Genomic DNA, 18639 nt, shown 5'->3' with positions numbered 1-18639 from the left:
TGGGTTTTTTTTTGGGGCGGGGGGCGCGGGGGGGGGTTGGGGGCCCCTTTGTTCGGGGGCGCGGGGGTCCTCCCCCCGGGCGGGCGGCTTCGGCGCTTCGACCGCTCGGACGCGAGACGGCCGCGAACGGGTCGCTCGTCGAGCTCGCTCCGTGGTGGTCGAGCAGGCGGGATCGTCTGGATTCCAACTCGACCACTACGGCGTTCTCGTGCAAGCGATTCACTACTTGTGCCGTCCGTGAATGAACGGAACCAGCCTGCGCAGCAGCTTCATGGTGGACTGGGTGCGCGAGTAGCTGAGCAGCGCCATGCCGGGAATCGCGAAGCGCTGCACCGCGATCGAGTGCGGGCGGGCGAATTCGCGCAGCCCCGGCTCGCCGTGGATGCGGCCGATGCCGGAGTCGCCGACGCCGCCGAACGGCAGGCCGGGGATGGCGGCGAAGGCCAGCACCGAGTTCACCGAGGTGGCCCCGACGTGCAGCCTGCGCGCGATCTCCAGGCCGTTCTTCTTCGAGTACACCGCCGAGGACAGCCCGTACTTGGAGCTGTTGGCCAGCTCGACCGCCTCGTCGACGCCGTCGACGGTGCGGATGGTGACCGTCGGGCCGAAGGTTTCCTCCTGCACCGCCTCGGACTTCTCGTCCACGTCGACCAGCACCACCGGCTCGATGAACGGCGCCTTCACCGATTCCGGGCCGCCGAGCACCGCGGTGCCGCCGTTCTTCAGCGCGGACTCGATGTGGCGGCGCACGATATCGACCTGGCTGGGCATGGTCATCGGGCCGTACGCGGCGTCGGCGCCCGAGCCGGGCCCGACCTTCTCCAGGATCTTCTTCACCTCGGCGACGAACTCGTCGCGCACCGACCGGTCGACGTACACCCGCTCCACGCCCGCGCAGGTCTGCCCGCTGTTGGCGGTGGCGCCCCAGGCGACCGCGTCGGCGGCGGCCTTCACGTCCGCGTCACCCGCGACGATCACCGCGTCCTTGCCGCCGCATTCGAGCAGCACCGGGGTGAGGTTCTCGGCGGCGGCGGCCATGATCCGCTTGCCGGTCGCGGTGGAGCCGGTGAACGCGAGCTTGTCGACGCCCGCCTTGACCAGCGCCGCACCGGTCGCGCCGTAACCGTTGACGGTGATGAACACGCCCTCGGGCAGCTCCGGGTTGGCCTTGGCGAACGCGTCGGACAGGAAATTGCCGATGCTGGTGGAGAATTCGCTCGGCTTGAACACCACGGTGTTGCCCGCAGCGAGCGCGTAACCGATGGAGCCGTTGGGGGTGTAGACCGGGTAGTTCCACGGGCCGATCACGCCGACGACGCCGAGCGGGCGCTGCTCGACCCTGGCGGCGAAGTTCGACATGAACGCGCCGGGGGAGACCTTCTTGGGCGAGAGCACCTTCTTGGCGTTCTTGGCCGCCCAGGCGATGTGCTCGAGCGCGAGCATCAATTCGAGGAAGGCGTCGTCGAGCGGCTTGCCGTTCTCCTCGTGGATCAGCTTGCAGAACTCGTCGGAATCCTTGACCAACTGGCTCGACCAGCGCAGCAGGTGCGTCTTGCGCTCGTCGTAGCTCAACGCGCCCCAGGTGGCGGCGGCCGTGCGCGCCTTCGCCACGGCCGCGAGCACCGCGGCCTCGTCCGCGATCGGATGGGTGCCGAGCACCGCGCCCGTCGCGGGATTGACCGACGTGAGCACCGTGTCGTGGTCGGCCGGTTTGGTGTCGGTGGATGTCACGATGAGTTTCTCCTCTTGCCGGGTGGGTGCTCGGGACGACGTCGATCCCGGTGGCTCCTGGCGGTGGCCGGTCGGTGCGCAAGCGTCAGTGGACGGGCACGACTGACCTACCACCCTCTGAGAGAATGGTAGGTCAAAACTCTCAACTGGTCACCAGCTATGACTCAATTGTCCATGAGATTGTCGGTGGTGGGTGGGAGTATCGGGATATGTGCGGACGATATGCGACCACGACAGACCCCGGCCGGCTCGCGGTCGAGCTGGATGCGATCGATGAAACCGAAAGCACGGCAGGCACTTTCACCAACTACAACGTCGCGCCGACGACGCAGATCCTCACCGTGGTGGAGCGGCACGAGCACGGCCACAAAGACGACGAGCCCAAACTGCGCCTGCGGCGGATGCGCTGGGGCCTGATCCCGCTGTGGACAAAAGCCGCCGAGCCCGGCGTGCCGGTGAAGGGCAAGCCGCTGTTCAACGCCCGCGCCGACAAGGCTGCGACCACGCCCTCGTTCCGTGACGCGGTGAAATACCGGCGCTGCCTGATCCCGATGGACGGCTGGTACGAGTGGGTCGTCGAGCCGGACACCGGAGCCAAGGGTAAGGCGGTCAAGAAGCCCTTCTTCATGGCGCAGGCCGACGGCTCCCGGCTCTACATGGCCGGATTGTGGTCGGTGTGGCGGGACAAGTCCTTGGAGGAGAGCGAGCCGCTGCTGTCCTGCACCATCCTGACCACCGACGCGGTCGGCGACCTGACCCGCATCCACGACCGCATGCCGCTGCCCATGCCGCAGGAGCACTGGGACGCCTGGCTGGACCCGGACCACCCGGCGCCGGCCGAACTGCTGGAGACGCCGAGCGAGGCGGCGATCGCCGGGATCGTGGCGCGGCCGGTGCCGTCGCTGGTCAACAGCGTGAAGAACAACGGGCCGGAACTGCTCGAGCGGCTGTCGGCAGACGAAGAAGCCGGGCAGATCAGCTTGCTCTGATCGCCCGGCTTCGCGCGCTCGACTACGTCAGAGCGAACACTTCACGGCCGGGCTCGCGATGTTGAGCCCGCACTTGACGATGTCGGTGGCCAGATCGATGACCTGGGTGGTCACCGTGCCACCGAGCTTCTCGGCCTTCTTGCTCTGCTCGTCCGGCTTGGGCGTGTTCGGTGTGCTCGGGGCGTCGTCCTTGCCGAGGCCGTCGAACGGGAAGTCCACCTGGGTCGGTGCGGCGACGGCGGTCGGGGCCGTCAGCGCGAGCGCGCCGGCGGCCAAGGCGAAGGTGCCGAGCAGGGCGACGATCACGGTGCGGACACGCTGGTGCGCGGGCATTTCGCATCACATCCTCGAGTCGGACGAATCTGGCGTGTTCATTGACGCACAGATTGTGTCGAATCAAGTGAATTACCCGCTCCTCACAGTGGCGGTCACCGCCGAGGTCAGCCGGATCAGGTCGGCGGGCGCCACCTCGATCTCCAGTCCGCGTCGGCCGGCGCTGCACAGGATGCGCTCCCAGCTCAGTGCCGAGTCGTCCACCACGGTCGGCAACAGCTTGCGCTGACCGAGCGGGGAGATGCCGCCGAGCACATATCCGGTCGTCCGTTCGGCCTTCGCCTTGTCGGCCATGCTCGCCTTCGCCACGCCGAGTGCGGCCGCAGCGGCCTTGAGCGACAACGTATTCGGCACCGGCAGCACCGCGACGGCGAGCGAGCCGTTCGCCAATTCGAGCACCAGCGTCTTGAAGACCTGGGCCGCCGTCACACCCAGCTCATCGGCGAGCGCGTCCACCGCCTCGGTGCCATAGGAATCGGCGCGCGGATCGTGCTTGTACGCGTGCACCCGATGGGTGATCTTGGCCTGGGTGAGCGTCCGGATCGCCGGTGTCGAGGCTCCTGCCATGGCGGAAACCTTAACGACGAGACCTGCCCGGTCCGCAACGGGTTTTCGGGTGCTGGTGTGTCGCTGCGGGAACAGAGGACGTGTCCCGCATGTTGGAAGCGAGTACAGAGCGCTCGGACGGGACGAAAACCCGGCCGTCGCCACTGATCAGCCCGTAAATGACGTGAAGGAGATGTCGGTGCCTGTGCTGCTCGACGAGCGTCCGATCGCGACGATGGCGTCACCGACGGAAGCCGGATTCCCCTACGAATTGCCAGTGCCGGTAGATTTGGCAGGTACGGCAATCGAAGGGACAGGTGTGACGAGCGACCATGCGGCGCGAGCGACGGGCCCGGAGGCGGCAGCGGAGCGTGTCAACGCGGAGACCAGTGAGGGCCGCGAAGCAAGCACCGACGTGGTAGCCGACGGTGTCGCGGTGGACGAAACCGAGCTGGCCCAGCGCTTCGAGCGGGACGCGCTCCCGCTGCTCGACCAGCTCTACGGTGCCGCGCTGCGGATGACCAGGAACCCGGCCGACGCCGAGGACCTGGTGCAGGAGACCTACGTCAAGGCGTTCCAAGGGTTCAAGTCCTTCAAAGAGGGCACCAACCTGCGCGCCTGGCTGTACCGGATCCTGACCAACACCTACATCAACTCCTACCGCAAGAAGCAGCGCCAGCCCGCGCAGTACCCGACCGACGAGATCACCGACTGGCAGCTCGCCGCTACCGCCGAGCACACCTCGCAGGGTCTGCGCTCGGCCGAGGTCGAGGCGCTGGACGCCCTCCCCGACGACGACATCAAGGCCGCGCTGCAGGAGCTGCCGGAGGAATTCCGGATGGCCGTGTACTACGCGGATGTCGAAGGCTTCCCATATAAGGAAATCGCCGACATCATGGGCACTCCCATCGGTACCGTGATGTCCCGGCTGCACCGTGGTCGCAAGCAGCTCAAGGGTTTGCTCGCCGATGTGGCGCGCGAACGTGGATTCAACCGTTCGGGGGAACGCCAGGAGGTCAAGCAGTGAACACCGAGCGGGACCCGGACATGGACCTCGACTGCACGGCTGTACTCACCGATATCTGGTTGATGCTCGATGGTGAGTGCAATGACGAGACCCGTGCTCGGTTGCAGCACCACATCGATCATTGCTCGCCCTGCATCGAGGCTTACGGCGTCGAGGAGAAGATCAAGGGTCTGCTGAGCCGCAAGTGCGGCGGCGACCGTGCGCCGGACGCTCTGCGCGAGCGATTGACCTTCGAGATTCGCCGGACCGTCACGGTCGTGGAGACCAAGATCGACTCCGCCGACTCCTAGACGGTCACCCTATAAACAACTGAGCGGCACGCCTTCCGATGGAAGTGCGTGCCGCTCTGCGTTTTTCGGCCGAGCTCTCACTCAGGCGTTTGGCCGCTTGCCGTGGTTGGCTGCGTTGCCCTTGCGACTACGCTTCTTACGTCCGCGCTTACCCATGAGTAGTCTCCCTTCTGATTGAAGGCCATTCTTTCACGTGTGGTTGGCTATACCTTCAGCGGATGCAGGCCGTGCGGCTCGGCTGCTCGGACTCGCCGAGTGACCTGCGGCGAACCAACCGAACGAATGAGGTGTCAGATGGCTGAGGAAGTGCTCGCCGAGCTGGTGTCGGTCGTCTACCAGGTCGTGGCCAAAGAGGGCGATACCGTCAAAGAGGGCGACACCCTGGTGATCCTCGAGTCGATGAAGATGGAGATCCCGGTGCTCGCCGAGGTCGGCGGCACCGTGACCTCGATCGGCGTCAAAGAGGGCGATGCCATCAAAGCCGGTCACCTGATCGCAGTCATCTCCTAGAAGCGATAGCGGTAGATCTTCATGGCCACGCTGAGTGAACTATTAGCCGAACACACCGACCTACCCGGCGTCGCCGTGGACCATCTGCAGCGCGTGGTGGGTGATTGGCAGCTGCTCGCCGATCTGTCCTTCGCCGACCTGCAGTTGTGGGTCGGTGCGGGACCGATCGCGGCAGGCGCGGACATCGTGTGTGTCGCGCAATGCCGCCCGACCACGGCGTCCACCGTGCATCACGAGGACCTGGTCGGCACCCTGGCCCTGCAGGCCGATCATCCGCAGGTGTTCGAGGCGCTGATGTCCGGCAAGATCGTGCGCGCCGATCGGGACGTGGAAACCGCGGGCGTCTATCACCCGACGCCGGTGCACGCGATCCGCGAGGCCATCCCGGTGCGCTGCGGTGACGATGTCATCGCAGTGCTCAGCCGCGACACCGATGTGCAGCGTTCCCGGGTGCGCAGCACGCTCGAAATCGCCTATGTCGCTTGCGCCGACGACCTGTGCCAGATGATCGCCGACGGCACCTTCCCGACCACCGAGGATCGCGCGGCCACCCATTCCAGCCCGCGCGCCGGTGACGGCTTCATCCGCCTCGACACCGAGGGCATCGTCGTCTATGCCAGCCCGAATGCCTTGTCCGCCTATCACCGGATGGGTTTGCAGGCCGATCTCGCGGGTCAGGATCTGGCGGTGCTCACCCGTTCGCTGATCACCGATCCGTTCGACGCCCAAGAGGTGGTCGGCGACATCCAGGCCGCGCTGGCCGGGCGCACCGGCCGCCGGATGGAGGTGGAGGCGCGCGGCGCGACCGTGCTGCTGCGCACCCTGGTGCTGCGTCCGCACGGCGAATTGGCCGGTGCCGCAGTACTTGTGCGCGATGTCACAGAGGTCAAACGGCGAGATCGGGCGTTACTCAGCAAGGACGCCACCATCCGGGAGATCCATCACCGGGTGAAGAACAACCTGCAGACCGTCGCCGCGCTGCTGCGGCTGCAGGCGCGGCGCACCGAGAACGAGGAGGCGCAGGTCGCGCTCACCGAGTCGGTGCGCAGGGTCACCTCGATCGCGTCGGTGCACGAGATGCTGTCGATGTCGGTGGACGAAGAGGTCGATCTCGACGAGGTCGTGGACCGACTGCTGCCGATCATGGCCGACGTGGCCACCGTGCACACCGCGCGGATCAAGGTGCGCCGGGCCGGTTCGCTCGGTGTCTTCTCCGCCGAACGCGCGACGCCGCTGGTGATGGTGCTCACCGAACTGGTGCAGAACGCGATCGAGCACGCCTTCGATTCCGGCGAGAACGGCACGGTGACAATCCGTTCCGAGCGCTCGGCGCGCTGGCTCGACGTGATCATCAGCGACGACGGCCGCGGCCTGCCCGCCGGTTTCAGCCTGGAATCCTCCGACCGCCTCGGCCTGCAAATCGTGCGCACGCTGGTGACGGCGGAACTCGGTGGTTCGATCGGCCTGCATCCCGGTGCGGACATCGGAACCGATGCGGTACTGCGGGTTCCGTTGGGCCGACGCTCCGGCCGTTAGTAAGCCGTTTCGTTATATGCGTTGGGACACAAGAGAGCCCGGCACCTTGGGGGTGCCGGGCTTAAATGCGTTTACCGGACCGGGGGGCTGAATGGTCCGGTAAATCCGATCGTCTGCTAGACGACGGTGCGGGTGCGCGTGCGTGCGTTGCGACGCTTGAGCGCCCGGCGCTCGTCTTCACTCATACCGCCCCACACGCCGGCATCCTGTCCGGACTTCAGGGCCCAGGACAGGCAGTCAGCGGTAACGGGGCAGCGAGCGCAGACCAGCTTGGCATCGGCAATCTGCGCGAGCGCAGGACCACTGTTACCCACCGGGAAAAACAGTTCGGGGTCCTCGTCGCGACAGATGGCCTTGTGGCGCCAGTCCATTCCTCTGCTCCTTTGCTGGGCGCCGCAAATGGCGCCGACGGTTTGTGGATCGTTCACTTGTGCGACTCGAATGTTTCCGCACGGTTGCTTGTGAATGCTTTCACGAACACCGTAGATGTCAATAGGTATCTGGTGCACCGTGGGGAAGCTCACGCTCTATCGGCCCCCGTTAGGGGAACCTGCCCGGTCCTTTGTACTCGCTCTACCCAGTTTTCGCAGCACTACCACGATGATTTTCGTGCGTTTCGTGCATCACTCTGGTCGCGGCGCCACGACATCCAAGACGGCGGGCACGGCCGTGAAATCCACCACGTTGCGCTTCCCGATAAAGTCGCCATCGATTTGCAGACCGATGGGTTCCTTCGTCTCGATGCGCACGGACGGAACGTTGTCTTCGCGAAACAAATTGCGTGACTTGGGGTTTCCGTCGACTGCCAAGAGCTGCCTGGCAAGCAGCAGTGTAGGCAGTACCGCCATGGAACGCACGGCAAACACGCCGAGACCATCCTCGAACCTTGTGCCCGGGTTGGTGTGCACCGGCGTGGTGTTGAGGTAGGTCCAGGGTGTCGTGTTCGTTACGAAGGCGTAATGCACGTCGGTGATCGGATCGTGCCCGGGGACCTCGATCCGGACGCTCGGCTCGTTGCGCTTGGCCCGGAAGAACTGTCGTACGGTTGTTCGAAGGTAGCGGGCGGGCGTGGCGGTCTTCCCGTCGGCGCGGCTCTCGTCGATCGCCTGGCACACGTCGGCGTCCAGGCCGACGCCCGCGCTGAAGCAGAACCAGCGGTCATCGGCCAGGCCGAGCCCGATCCGGCGGTCCCGGTCCAACGTCAGCAGATCGATGAGCTGGTTGGTAGCGGTCACCGGGTCCGGGGAGATGCCCAGCGCCCGCGCGAACACGTTCGCCGAGCCGCCGGGGATCACGCCGAGCCGGGGCAGCCAGGCCTGCCCGTCGTTGAGCTCGGGCAGCGGCAGGAAACCGTTGATGGTCTCGTTGACCGTCCCGTCGCCGCCGTGCACGACGATCAGGTCCATCTCGTTGGTGGCGGCCCACTGCGCCAATTCGGCCGCGTGGCCGCGATGCTGGGTGTGCGCGACGGTCAGCTGGGTGCGGCTCTCCAGGGCGTGCGCCAGCAGGTCCCGAGTCGCCGGAGTGGTCGAGGTGGCATTCGGATTCACGATCAGCAGCGTCCGCACGTCCCGCAGCCTAATCGCCGCCGCATCCGGTCCGAAAAGCCGCTGAACCGCAACGGTCGCGGCGACGACGACTACGACGGGTCGTAGGCTTGCCGGGTGGCTGAACGTAAGGGTGACGTTTCCGGTGGCGCGCCGAGGACGGTGCGTGGTGCGGGCGGGCTGGTGACGCTCGAGGGTGCCGTCGCCGTGATCGTCGCGCTGGTGTTGATCGTGCGCGGGCTGCTCGGCCACGATCAGTCCAAGGCCAGCGGGTACGGCACGGCCGCCTGGTTCGGCATCCTCGGTGGTGCGGTGCTCGCCGCGGGTATCGGGCTGCTGCTCGGAAAGCGTTGGGGGCGCGCGATCGCCTTGATCGCTCAGTTGCTGCTGCTGCCGGTCACCTGGTCGTTGCTCACCGATTCGCATCAGCCGGTCTACGGCAGCCTGCTCGGTGTCGTCGTGGTCGCCACCCTGGTGCTGCTGTTCGCCCCGGCGTCCACCCGGTGGATGGCCGACGACTACGCCGGCGAGCCGGAGAAATCCTGAGCAACGGGGCTTGACCGCCGCGCGGCTTCTTCGGCCACGGCGGCACGCAGCGCCGTGCGACAGAGCGAGTCGGCGCGGCGGGTGGTTTCCGGCAGTCGGTAGCGCGGCGTGAGGGCGAGCACCTGGGCGCACGCGGTGTCGAGGTCGATGCGGTGACCGACCGAGACGAAGACGGGTTTCACGCCGGTGCTGGTGCGCAGGGCGCGGCCGACCACGTCGCCGTCGATGGTGAGGTCGGTGTGCGCGCCGCGTTCGGGGCCGGGTTCGCGGTAGTCACCCCAGACGGATTTGGCGACGCCGATCGTCGGTACGCCGGTGAGCACGCCGATGTGGCAGGCGAAGCCGAAGCGCCGTGGATGCGCCAAACCCTGTGCGTCACAGACCAGCAGGTCGGGCGCGGTAGCGAGTTGCGCCAATACCCGCATGGTCGTGGGTAATTCGCGGAACGCGAGCAGGCCGGGGTGATACGGGAATTCCGTAGTGCCATGTGCGACAGCCGAATCGACGGTTTCCAAGGTGGTCGCGTCGAGCACGACGACGGCCGCGGCGACCGCGCCGGTGTCGGCGTAGGCGCAGTCGAGTCCGGCGATGGTGCGGAATTCCCGTGTCGGCCCGGTTGTTTCGACCTTCGGTCGAATTTCGTCCTGAATCGCCATGGCTTGGCCCGGGGTGGTCGGCCAGGTGTCTTCGTCGAACGGTGCGAGCCAAGTCATCGTCGGTGCGCTACTGCGCTTCCTTCGCCAGTTTGCCGAGCGGCTCGCCGGTGAGGCGGTAGCCGACCCACTCGTCTTGCGCTGCGGCGCCGAGGGATTCGTAGAAATCGATCGACGGCTTGTTCCAGGTGAGCACGGCCCAGTCGAGCCTGCCGTAGCCGTTGTCGACGGCCTCCTTGGCCAGCGTGGCGAGCAGCGCCTTGCCGTAGCCCTTGCCGCGCGTTTCCGGCTTGACGTAGAGGTCCTCCAGGTAGATGCCGTGCACGCCGTTCCAGGTGGAGAAGTTGAGGAACCAGATCGCGCAGCCGACCAGCTCGCCGTCGTCCTCGACCACGTGCGCGAAGACCTTCGGCTCCGGCCCGAACAGCGCGGTGTCGAGCTGTGCGGTGGTGACCGTGCACTGGTCGCTGGCCTTCTCGTATTCGGCGAGGTCGTGGACGAGGCCGACCAGGCCGGGCACGTCGGCGGGGACGGCGCGACGTAGTTCTGCAGTCACAGTGTTACTCCATCAGCGGTGGGAACCAGGTTGTGCGCCAGGATGGTTCGCACATCGTGTTCATAGCTGAGCACGGTCAGCGCGCCGGTCGACATGGCGAACCGGCGGCCCTCCCGCACGTCGAACTCCGCCCAGCGGGCGATCAATGCCCGGGAGAAGTGTCCGTGCCCGACGAGCACGATATCCCGTTCGGGTAGTCGCGGTTCGACCGCGGCGAGTACGCGATCGGCTCTGGCCTGGACCGCCTCGGCGGACTCGCCGCCCGGCACGGCACCGGTCCAGATGGTCCAGTCCGGTGCCGTCTCGCGGATCTCGGAGGTGGTCAGGCCCTCGTAGTCGCCGTAGTCCCATTCGGCCAGGTCGTCGTCGACGGCGGTGACGGTGAGGCCGGCCAGTTCCGCGGTGTGCACCGCGCGGCGGCGTGGACTGGTGAGTACCAGCGGATCCCGCAGCTTCAGCGCGCTCAGCAGCGGACCCGCGGCCCTGGCCTGGGCCTCGCCGTGCTCGGTGAGCGGCAGGTCCGTGCGGCCGGTGTGCTTGCGCTGGGTGGACCAGCTGGTCTCGCCGTGTCGCAGCAGCACTAGTCGGGCATCGTCGAGTACGGACATGGATCCATCATTGTGCACGCGCGGCGAGCCGTACCGTCCGGCCGGTGGTACCGCCGGTCAGCTCGGCTGTTCGAGGGTGAGCACGACCCAGTGGCCCGCAAGGTCGTGATGCCGGGCAAGGGCGGTCAGCCGAGGGCGTAGAGCTCGGTGCCGCGCTGCTCGAGAATGGTGGTGCCGAGCACCGCGAGCGAGATGGGCGCGCCGGTGTAGCCGGGGCGGTCCACCGGGATGCGGCCGACCTCGGCGCCGGAGGCGGGATCGAGGGCGGCGATGGCGCCCTGGGTCGGCATGAGCAGCCTGCCCGCCATCATGCTCGGCGCGCCGAGCGCGTTGGCCGCGGTCCAGATCGGGTCGAAGGTGCTGCCGTTCAACGCGATAACGCTGTTGCCGGTGAAAACCAGGTAGGCCGAACCGATCCGGATGGTCGCCGTCTTGTCGCTGAGCGGTGCCGAAAGCTGGTGCACCACAATCGGATTACCGGTCGCGTCGTAGACCGCCAGGCGCGGGGCCGTCGCTTCCACGCCCGCGGCGGCCGGGCCACCGGGCAGGTAGAGCACGATCCTGCTGTCCGACACCGCGAGTACGCGTGCGTCGGGCGAGTCCGCGCCTGCGCCGGTCAACACATGCGAGCCGAACTCCTCGGGCACCGTGTTGTCCTTCGGCGCGGGATTAAGCATGGTCAGCCGGTCGGCCGGATCGTCGGGGCAGCGCTCGACCACGCCGAGGCGGGACGGGCTCGATCCCGACGACAGCAGCGTGCAGCCTTTGCGCGGTTGGGTTTTCACGTTCACCGGCGCGTCGACGAACCCGTATTCGATGGTGCGCACCAGGTCCGAGCGCCACATCTCCAGCCGCTTCGGCCCCTGCGCGAGCACATAGGTGCCGTCGACAGACAGCTTTACGGACTCGTCCATGTAGCTGCTGCGCGCGGTGCGCCTGGCACCGCTGTCGCCCGCCAGCAGGGTGGCCTGGCTGCAGCCGCGCTCGTCCCGATAGACCGCGACCACCGTGCTGAACTGGCCCTCCACCCCGCAGAGCGGCATGTCGCGCCGGTAATGCCAGAGGTCCTGGCCGGTGCGCGGATCGTGCCCGGTGACCGTGCCGTCGGCCGCGGTGACCGCGACGCCCGCCGAGGTCAACGCCCGGCCGCTGGCGGTATCGGGCGCATGCCACAGCTCACGCAGCGAGGTCGGGAGTTGGTCGGCGGCGGCCGGCGTCGGCACGGGCGAGCTCGCGGTCACCGACTCGGTGCCGTTCGCGTCGCCGCGCACCCATACCACCACCGCCGCGACCACCACTAGTACGGCGATCGCGGCAGCGGAGATGACGTCGGCGCGCGTTCGCCGCTCGGGTGCGAGCACGGTTGCGAGAGTAGCGGATCCGGCCGGTCAGACCGAAGCCGTGGCGGGCTCTACCGCGCTACCACTGTCTTCGGACACACCTTCACCGGCGGGCTTACGGCGGCGGCGCCTGCGACGCGCGGGCTGGTCACCCGACTCCGCGTCACCGATTCCGTTGTCGTTCGAGGCCGCCGCGGCAGCGGTTTCGCCGCCGTTGTCGCCCTCGCCCGCGGGCTTGCGCCGACGGCGCCTGCGACGGGCAGGCTGGTCGCCGTTCTCGTCGGCGGGTGCGTCCTCGGCCGGGTGCGCGCCGTTGCTGTGCGCCGAGTCCGCGTCGCCGTTGGCCGCGGAGCCGTTGGACGTGGCGCCGTTCCCGTTGGTCTCGTTCTCGTCGATCGGCTGGCCGCGCACGGTGCGCTTGCGGTTGCGCTTGCGCGGGGCCCGCGCCGGGCGCTCCACCACGACCGCGTCCTCGTCGCGCTCCGCGGGCTTGGCCTTGCGGACCGTGCCGGTGACGCCCTCGGGGATGCCGAGTTCGGCGAACAGGTGCGGCGAGCGCGAGTAGGTCTCCACCGGCTCGGCGATGCCGAGGCCGAGCGCCTTGTCGATGCCGGCCCAGCGGCCGAGCTCGTCCCAGTCGATCAGCGTGACCGCGATACCGGTGCGCCCGGCCCGGCCGGTGCGACCGATCCGGTGCACATAGGTCTTCTCGTCCTCGGGGCACTGGTAGTTGATGACGTGCGTGATGTCGTCGATGTCGATGCCACGCGCCGCGACGTCGGTCGCGACCAGCACGTCGATGCCGCCCTTGCGGAACTTGTTGAGCGCCTTCTCGCGGGCGATCTGACCGAGGTCACCGTGCACGGCGCCGACCGAGAAACCACGCTCGGCCAGATCGTCGGCGACCTTCTGCGCGGTGCGCTTGGTCCTGGTGAAGATCATCGTCGCGCCGCGGCCCTCGGCCTGCAGGATCTTGGCGACCAGCTCGCTCTTGTCCAGTGCGTGCGCCCGGTAGACGAACTGCGCGGTGCGCTCGTGGATCGCCGTCTCGTGCGCTTCCTCGGCCCGGATGTGCGTCGGCCGGCTCAGGAAGGTGCGGGCCAGGGTGATGATCGGGCCCGGCATGGTCGCCGAGAACAGCATGGTCTGGCGCTTGTCCGGGACCATGGTCAGGATGCGCTCGATATCGGGCAGGAAGCCGAGGTCTAGCATCTCGTCGGCCTCGTCCAGCACCAGCACGCCGACCTTGCCGAGGATCAGATGGTTCTGGTTCGCCAGGTCCAGCAGGCGGCCCGGGGTGCCGACCACGACGTCGACGCCGGTGCGCAGCGCCGCGATCTGCGACTCGTAGGGACGGCCACCGTAGATGGAGGCCACCTTCAGCGGCCCCTGATGGTTGGTCAGGTACTTGCTCGCGTTCTCCAGGTCGGAGGTGACCTGGATGCACAGCTCCCGGGTCGGCACGATGACCAGCGCCCGCGGCGTGCCGTCCAGCGGCGTGGTGCCGGTGTCGGCGGTGGCGATGCGATGCAGCAGCGGCACGCCGAAACCGAAGGTCTTACCCATGCCGGTACGGGCCTGGCCGATGAGATCTTCACCGGCGAGCGCCAACGGAAGGGTGAGTTCCTGAATAGCGAAAGTACGTTCGATGCCGATCTCGTCGAGCGCGCGCACGATTTCGTCGCGAACGCCCAATTCGGCAAATGTGGGTGCGGTATGTGTTGCGTCCAGTTCGGCGGTCAACAGCGTCTCCGCGACCCCGGGTTCCTGTTCGACAGTGATCTTGCTCAGGTTCGTGCCTTCCTCGTAATCGCGTCCCGCGCGCACGAGGTGGGGCGGACCGGTCGGCCCGCGACGACCACGTCTCCGCCTGTGATACTCACCCGGCCACGCTCCGGATGTCTTCGGGTGCTGCGGCTGGGCGGCTACCTCGGGAGACATCGGCGCGGCGCACTGGTGATGCGGAGCTGGTGCGCGCACATTTTCCTGAACGACGAAACCTCGGCTCGTATGCCGATCGGTCGGTACCGCGGGGCGGCACGCGCACAGATCTGGCAACTCCATCGAGCGAAACTTTTCGTTGTCCGGTGCGATTGTAGCGTGATATTGTGCGCGGCTCGAATTGCCGCCGTCGAATATTCGGAAGCGGAACTCCGGTATCGCCGGGCTGTTCCTCGACGTACGCTGCGCGACATGGCAATTCATCCCGCGCGGCAAATCTGGAAGACTCTCGAGCCACTACATGACGTGGTCTATTTCGGGACCGGTGTCAAGGAGGCAGGAGTCGCGATCGGTCTGCGCGGTTACTGGCAAACTTACTTCGCATTTCGGGCGGCGCCGCTCGGCGCGGTGACCCCCGCCACAGTGCAGGCGGTCTTCGCCGGTTTTCATCCGGAAATGGTGCGCAAAGCGCTGCCGGGGGCCTGGTCGCGGGCCACACCCGAGCAATGCCTCGAGGTCAGGCTCGACCTTTCCGCCGCGCTGCTGCGTGGTCTCGGCGCGGGTACGGCGGAGTGTGCCCGTGCGGTCTCGCTGCTCGCGCCGGTGCTGGAACACGCCGACCCGACCGGCAGACCGCTCTTCGCGGCGAACGCGGCGCTGCCGCTGGCCGCGGACCCGGTGGGCGCGCTCTGGCAGCTGACCACCGCGTTGCGGGAGCATCGCGGCGACGGACACGTGGCCGCGCTGGTCACGCACGGCCTGACCGGGCGTCAGGCGATGGTCATGCAGGCCGCGGCGGGCAAGGCGGCGGAATCGGTGCTGCGCGCGGCACGCGGGGTGTCCGAACAGGAGTGGGCGGACGCGTTCGACGAATTGCGGGCCAGGGGAGTGGTCGAGGGGGAGCCGGTCAGCCCGGCGCTGACCGGCAGCGGTGCCGACCTGCTCGGGCGGGTCGAGGCGAGCACCGATGACGCCGCATGGAACGGCGCGCTCGCGGTGCTGTCCGCCGACTCGGTCACCGAGTTGACGAACTCGCTCGCGCCGCTGGCCGACCGGGTGCACGCGGCCATCGTGCCCGCGGCGAATCCGCTCGCGATGGGCAAGCGGTAGCCGCAAAGCCGACTTGCCTGTTACCGCCGGTACCGAGATGTGAGACATTTTCGGGGTGAATATCGCGGACACCGTCACGACCGCCGCCCGCAACGCGTGGGCCCTGACCTTCGGTTCGGGCGTCGAGGCGCCCGATCCCACCCCGTCCACGGTGCTCTGGGACGAACCGCATCGCCAGCTGCGCCGCTTCGAGCATCGCCCTGGTGATGCCGAAAATGCTGCGGCCGCAACGGATTCCGCGGTGCTGCTGGTGCCGCCGCTGGCCGCGCCCGCCAGCTGCTTCGACCTGCGCCCGGACCAGAGCCTGGCCGGATTCCTGCTGGAGACCGGCCGCTCGCCGTACGTGATCGACTACGGCGACATCACCTTCGGCGATCGGCGGATGGGCTTCGAGGACTGGATCGACGAGATCCTGCCCGAGGCGGTGCTGCGCACCTCCGCCGATCGCGACGGCCGACCGGTCGACCTGGTCGGCTGGTCGCTCGGCGGCACGCTCGCGTTGCTCACCGCCGCCGCACATCCCGAGCTGCCGATCCGCTCCATCACCGCCGTCGGCGCACCGCTGGACTACGACAAGATGACCGGCATCCCGCAGTTGCGCGCGGTGGCCAAGTTCACCGGCGGGGTCGGGACCTCGGCTCTGGTGCGTGCCGCAGGCGGTGTGCCCGCGCCGCTGACCAGAATCGCCTACAAGGTCACCGCCTGGGACCGCGAACTGACCCGCCCGTGGTTCGTCGCCAGCAATATCGCGCGCACCGAGACGCTGGCGCGGATGGAGACCATCGACCGCTTCATGGCCGACATGCCCGGCTACCCCGGCCGCTTCTACAACCAGCTGTGGGGCAGGTTGATCCTGAACAACGACATCGGCCGCGGCGTCGTGCACCTCGGCACGCGGCGCATCGAACTGGCCCAGGTGAGCGCCCCTGTGCTGCTGGTCGGCGGTCCCACCGACGTGATCACCCCGGCCGCCGCCGTCGAGGCGGGCCTGCGGACGCTCACCGGCGCCGCCTCGGTCCGCTACGAAACCTCGCCGGGCAGCCACCTCGGCATCCTCACCGGGCCCGACGCGCGCAACTCGACGTGGGCCTATCTGGACAAGTTCTTGGCGGAGACCGCGTGAAATCGGACAAGTTTCGCGCACCATCGGCGTGACCGTCGACGAGTACTAGGCTGTGGTCATGGGAGCACAGTCACCTGCCGCGCTGGGTGTTACGTCGACCGATTCCGACCTCGCCGACCATCCCGGCGTCATAGATCTGTTCGCGGTGCTCGCCTACGGTGAGATCTCCGCGTTCTACCGGCTGGCCGAGGAAGCCAAGCTGTCGCCGACGCTGCGCGGCAAGGTAGCGGTGGCGAAGATGGCCTCCGCCGAGATGGGCCACTTCAACGCGCTGGAGTCGGCGCTGGCCGAGCGCGGCGTCGACATCTTCGACGCGATGGCGCCGTTCGTGCGCGCGCTGGACGCCTATCACGCGTCCACCGACCCCTCGACCTGGCTCGAGTCGATGGTGAAGTTCTACGTGGGTGACGGCATCGCCGCTGACTTCTACAACGAGATCGCCGGCGCGCTGCCGCCCGAGGTCGCCGAGGTGGTCCGCGACGTGCTCGCGGAGACCAGCCACTCCGAATTCGTTGTCGAGGAGGTGCGGCGCGCGGTCGCGACCAGCCGCTCCGAACGCGACCGGCTCACCCTGTGGGGCAGGCGCCTGCTCGGCGAGGCGATCACCCAGGCGCAGTACGTGATGGCGCAGCGCGACGAGCTCACCGAACTGGTACTCGGCGCCGCGGGCGACCTCAACGGCATTGCCGCGCTGTTCGAGCGGATGCAGGCCAGCCATGCCGAGCGCATGGTGAAGCTCGGCATCTAATAGTTATTCGTTGACGGCAGCCGGTCGGACCAGTCGCAGGCCGTGCGTCTGGGCCTGGGCCTGATCGGTGAGCCACACGATGACGCTCTGATCGCGGTCGGCCTCGAGCGTCTCGAACGGGACCTGCACCAGACCGTGCACCGGATGATCGATGTGCAGCATGCCGGAAACCCGGGCCCCGACGTGATGTGGCTTCCACCGGGCCGCGAAATCCGGGTTGCGCCGTAGCGCCTCGATCGTTTCCAGCAGCGAGTCGTCACCCGGCCAGCGCAGCTTGGCGCGGGACAGCGCGGCGGTGAACATGTCCGCCGCCTCGGACCAGTTCCGCAGCACATGTCGCGCGGTCGGATCGTGGAACGTGTACCAGGCCAGGTTCGGCTGCCCCTCGGTGTCGAGCAGGCCGAGCGGTGCCACAAAGTCGGCCCAGGCCGCGTTCCAGCCGAGCACATTGAGCCGGCGGCCGACCACGAACGCGGGGGTCGGCTGCAAGGCGCGCAGGATCGACTGGATCGTGTCGGCGATCTTCTCCTCGGCGGATTCGCTGCCGGGGCAACGTGATTCGTTGCCGGAGGCGAGCGCGAGCATGCTGAAGTGGTGCCGCTCGTTGCCGCGCAGCAACAGCGCGTCGGCGAGGGCGTCGACCACCGCCACCGAGGGGTTGGTGTCGCGGCCCTGCTCGAGCCTGGCCAGATAATCCGCGCTCACTCCCGCGCGGACGGCGACCTCCTCGCGGCGTAACCCCGGCGTCCTGCGTCGCTTGCCCTCCGGCATGCCGACGTCGCCGGGCCGCAGTTCAGCGCGCCGAGCGATGAGGAATTCCGCGAATCCGTTGCGTGCCATGGGTCCCATCGTGCCGTGTCCTAGGAGGCATAGCCTCGCCCTGCTGGGTCCAGGATAACGGCGGTCTGGTTAACGGACCGTGGTCCGGCAAAGGTGGTTGGTATGACAACTTCTTCCGAATCCACCACGGCCACCCAGTCGCTCAAGCCCGGCGCCTGGACCCTGGACACCGCGCACTCGTCGGTTGCCTTCACCGTTCGCCACCTCGGCATCTCCAAGGTGCGCGGCGGATTCACCCGGTTCGAGACCGAATTCGTGGTCGACGAGTCGGGCGCCGCCACCATCGGCGCGACCATCCACCTCGAGTCGTTCGACACCGGCAACGCCGACCGCGACGCGCACATCCGCACCGCGGACTTCCTCGACGCCGAGAACCGCCCGACGCTCACCTTCCGCGCCAACGGCCCGGTGCAGGTCGCGGAGAGCTTCGAGGTCGAGGGTGAGGCCACGCTCGGCGGCATCACCAAGCCGGTCACCCTGGACGTCGAGTGGGGTGGCGTGCAGGAGTTCGGCGCCACCGGCGACAACCACGCGGGATTCTCCGCCACCGGCACCATCAAGCGCACCGACTTCGGCGTCGGCGGCCTGCTGCCCGGCATGCTGAGCGACAAGGTGAACATCGAGCTCGAGATCCAGCTCGTCGAGCCCAAGTAAGACCCCCACGC

At 67.8% G+C, this 18639-nt stretch carries 22 protein-coding genes; 10 read left to right on the top strand and 12 right to left on the bottom strand.

Features of this window, described 5'->3' with window-relative positions:
• Positions 1-222: 222 nt before the first annotated feature.
• Positions 223-1731, bottom strand: coding sequence for an aldehyde dehydrogenase family protein (locus tag ACFWF1_RS40355; protein ID WP_379285584.1), 1509 nt, complete (start codon positions 1729-1731; stop codon positions 223-225).
• 209 nt (positions 1732-1940) lie between these two features.
• On the opposite strand from ACFWF1_RS40355, the gene ACFWF1_RS40350 reads away from it, so the two are divergent.
• Positions 1941-2720: an SOS response-associated peptidase gene (locus tag ACFWF1_RS40350; protein WP_379285583.1), complete on the top strand. Its 780-nt coding sequence runs from the start codon at positions 1941-1943 to the stop codon at positions 2718-2720.
• A 27-nt stretch (positions 2721-2747) separates the two neighbouring features.
• Here the strand turns inward: ACFWF1_RS40350 and ACFWF1_RS40345 are convergent, their stop codons facing one another.
• Positions 2748-3053 (bottom strand): hypothetical protein, encoded by a 306-nt coding sequence (locus tag ACFWF1_RS40345; protein WP_379285582.1) that lies wholly within the window; start codon positions 3051-3053, stop codon positions 2748-2750.
• A 72-nt stretch (positions 3054-3125) separates the two neighbouring features.
• Positions 3126-3620: a Cys-tRNA(Pro) deacylase gene (gene ybaK / locus ACFWF1_RS40340; protein WP_379285580.1), complete on the bottom strand. Its 495-nt coding sequence runs from the start codon at positions 3618-3620 to the stop codon at positions 3126-3128.
• Between the two features lie 178 nt (positions 3621-3798).
• Between ybaK and ACFWF1_RS40335 the strand changes: the two genes are divergently transcribed.
• Together ACFWF1_RS40335 and rsrA are read left to right on the top strand one after the other, a co-directional pair.
• Positions 3799-4626 carry a sigma-70 family RNA polymerase sigma factor gene (locus ACFWF1_RS40335; protein ID WP_379285579.1) on the top strand — a complete coding sequence of 276 codons (828 nt, stop codon included), beginning with the start codon at positions 3799-3801 and terminating at the stop codon, positions 4624-4626.
• 20 nt (positions 4627-4646) lie between these two features.
• The gene (gene rsrA, locus ACFWF1_RS40330) at positions 4647-4916 is read left to right on the top strand and encodes a mycothiol system anti-sigma-R factor (RefSeq protein ID WP_379285751.1); all 270 of its coding nucleotides are present in this window, start codon (positions 4647-4649) and stop codon (positions 4914-4916) included.
• 81 nt (positions 4917-4997) lie between these two features.
• On the opposite strand, the gene ACFWF1_RS40325 is transcribed toward rsrA, so the two are convergent.
• Entirely contained in the window at positions 4998-5072 is a 75-nt protein-coding gene (locus ACFWF1_RS40325; RefSeq protein WP_022597109.1) for a 50S ribosomal protein bL37, read from the bottom strand.
• 138 nt (positions 5073-5210) lie between these two features.
• On the opposite strand from ACFWF1_RS40325, the gene ACFWF1_RS40320 reads away from it, so the two are divergent.
• Positions 5211-5426, top strand: a complete 216-nt coding sequence (locus tag ACFWF1_RS40320; protein ID WP_357380764.1) for a biotin/lipoyl-binding carrier protein — start codon at positions 5211-5213, stop codon at positions 5424-5426.
• A gap of 21 nt (positions 5427-5447) precedes the next feature.
• Positions 5448-6962, top strand: a complete 1515-nt coding sequence (locus tag ACFWF1_RS40315; protein ID WP_357380762.1) for a histidine kinase N-terminal domain-containing protein — start codon at positions 5448-5450, stop codon at positions 6960-6962.
• A gap of 116 nt (positions 6963-7078) precedes the next feature.
• On the opposite strand, the gene ACFWF1_RS40310 is transcribed toward ACFWF1_RS40315, so the two are convergent.
• Together ACFWF1_RS40310 and ACFWF1_RS40305 are read right to left on the bottom strand one after the other, a co-directional pair.
• On the bottom strand, positions 7079-7333 hold the full coding sequence (locus ACFWF1_RS40310; RefSeq protein ID WP_011211115.1) for a WhiB family transcriptional regulator: 255 nt from the start codon (positions 7331-7333) through the stop codon (positions 7079-7081).
• 252 nt (positions 7334-7585) lie between these two features.
• Positions 7586-8530 (bottom strand): diacylglycerol/lipid kinase family protein, encoded by a 945-nt coding sequence (locus tag ACFWF1_RS40305; RefSeq protein WP_379285578.1) that lies wholly within the window; start codon positions 8528-8530, stop codon positions 7586-7588.
• A gap of 96 nt (positions 8531-8626) precedes the next feature.
• Between ACFWF1_RS40305 and ACFWF1_RS40300 the strand changes: the two genes are divergently transcribed.
• Positions 8627-9055: a hypothetical protein gene (locus ACFWF1_RS40300; RefSeq protein WP_379285577.1), complete on the top strand. Its 429-nt coding sequence runs from the start codon at positions 8627-8629 to the stop codon at positions 9053-9055.
• Here ACFWF1_RS40300 and ACFWF1_RS40295 read toward each other — a convergent pair.
• From ACFWF1_RS40295 to ACFWF1_RS40275, 5 genes are all read right to left on the bottom strand, one after another.
• Positions 9028-9768: an endonuclease V gene (locus ACFWF1_RS40295; protein WP_379285575.1), complete on the bottom strand. Its 741-nt coding sequence runs from the start codon at positions 9766-9768 to the stop codon at positions 9028-9030. The two genes, ACFWF1_RS40300 and ACFWF1_RS40295, sit on opposite strands and share 28 nt — an antisense overlap.
• Positions 9769-9778: 10 nt before the next feature.
• Positions 9779-10264, bottom strand: a complete 486-nt coding sequence (locus ACFWF1_RS40290) for a GNAT family N-acetyltransferase (RefSeq protein WP_379285573.1) — start codon at positions 10262-10264, stop codon at positions 9779-9781.
• Positions 10261-10872, bottom strand: coding sequence for an acid phosphatase (locus ACFWF1_RS40285; protein ID WP_379285572.1), 612 nt, complete (start codon positions 10870-10872; stop codon positions 10261-10263). Before ACFWF1_RS40285 ends, ACFWF1_RS40290 begins: the two co-directional genes overlap by 4 nt.
• Before the next feature lie 125 nt (positions 10873-10997).
• Positions 10998-12233, bottom strand: coding sequence for a PQQ-binding-like beta-propeller repeat protein (locus ACFWF1_RS40280; RefSeq protein ID WP_379285571.1), 1236 nt, complete (start codon positions 12231-12233; stop codon positions 10998-11000).
• A 27-nt stretch (positions 12234-12260) separates the two neighbouring features.
• On the bottom strand, positions 12261-14039 hold the full coding sequence (locus ACFWF1_RS40275) for a DEAD/DEAH box helicase (protein ID WP_379285570.1): 1779 nt from the start codon (positions 14037-14039) through the stop codon (positions 12261-12263).
• A gap of 366 nt (positions 14040-14405) precedes the next feature.
• Between ACFWF1_RS40275 and ACFWF1_RS40270 the strand changes: the two genes are divergently transcribed.
• Genes ACFWF1_RS40270 through ACFWF1_RS40260 form a run of 3 tightly spaced genes read left to right on the top strand, consistent with a single transcriptional unit; the run spans position 14406 to position 17134 of the window.
• Positions 14406-15263, top strand: a complete 858-nt coding sequence (locus ACFWF1_RS40270) for a hypothetical protein (protein ID WP_379285568.1) — start codon at positions 14406-14408, stop codon at positions 15261-15263.
• 55 nt (positions 15264-15318) lie between these two features.
• Positions 15319-16386: an alpha/beta fold hydrolase gene (locus ACFWF1_RS40265; protein ID WP_379285567.1), complete on the top strand. Its 1068-nt coding sequence runs from the start codon at positions 15319-15321 to the stop codon at positions 16384-16386.
• A gap of 58 nt (positions 16387-16444) precedes the next feature.
• A complete protein-coding gene (locus ACFWF1_RS40260; RefSeq protein WP_379285566.1) occupies positions 16445-17134 on the top strand; it encodes a ferritin-like fold-containing protein in 690 nt (229 codons plus the stop codon).
• A 3-nt stretch (positions 17135-17137) separates the two neighbouring features.
• On the opposite strand, the gene ACFWF1_RS40255 is transcribed toward ACFWF1_RS40260, so the two are convergent.
• A complete protein-coding gene (locus ACFWF1_RS40255) occupies positions 17138-17974 on the bottom strand; it encodes a helix-turn-helix transcriptional regulator (RefSeq protein ID WP_379285565.1) in 837 nt (278 codons plus the stop codon).
• Positions 17975-18076: 102 nt separating this feature from the next.
• Between ACFWF1_RS40255 and ACFWF1_RS40250 the strand changes: the two genes are divergently transcribed.
• Positions 18077-18628: a YceI family protein gene (locus ACFWF1_RS40250; protein WP_379285564.1), complete on the top strand. Its 552-nt coding sequence runs from the start codon at positions 18077-18079 to the stop codon at positions 18626-18628.
• Positions 18629-18639 lie beyond the last annotated feature (11 nt).

This window comes from Nocardia sp. NPDC060255, assembly GCF_042727395.1.
Taxonomy (GTDB): domain Bacteria; phylum Actinomycetota; class Actinomycetes; order Mycobacteriales; family Mycobacteriaceae; genus Nocardia.
The sequence above is the reverse complement of the archived record's forward strand: the minus strand, read 5'-3'. Positions and strand labels throughout refer to the sequence as shown.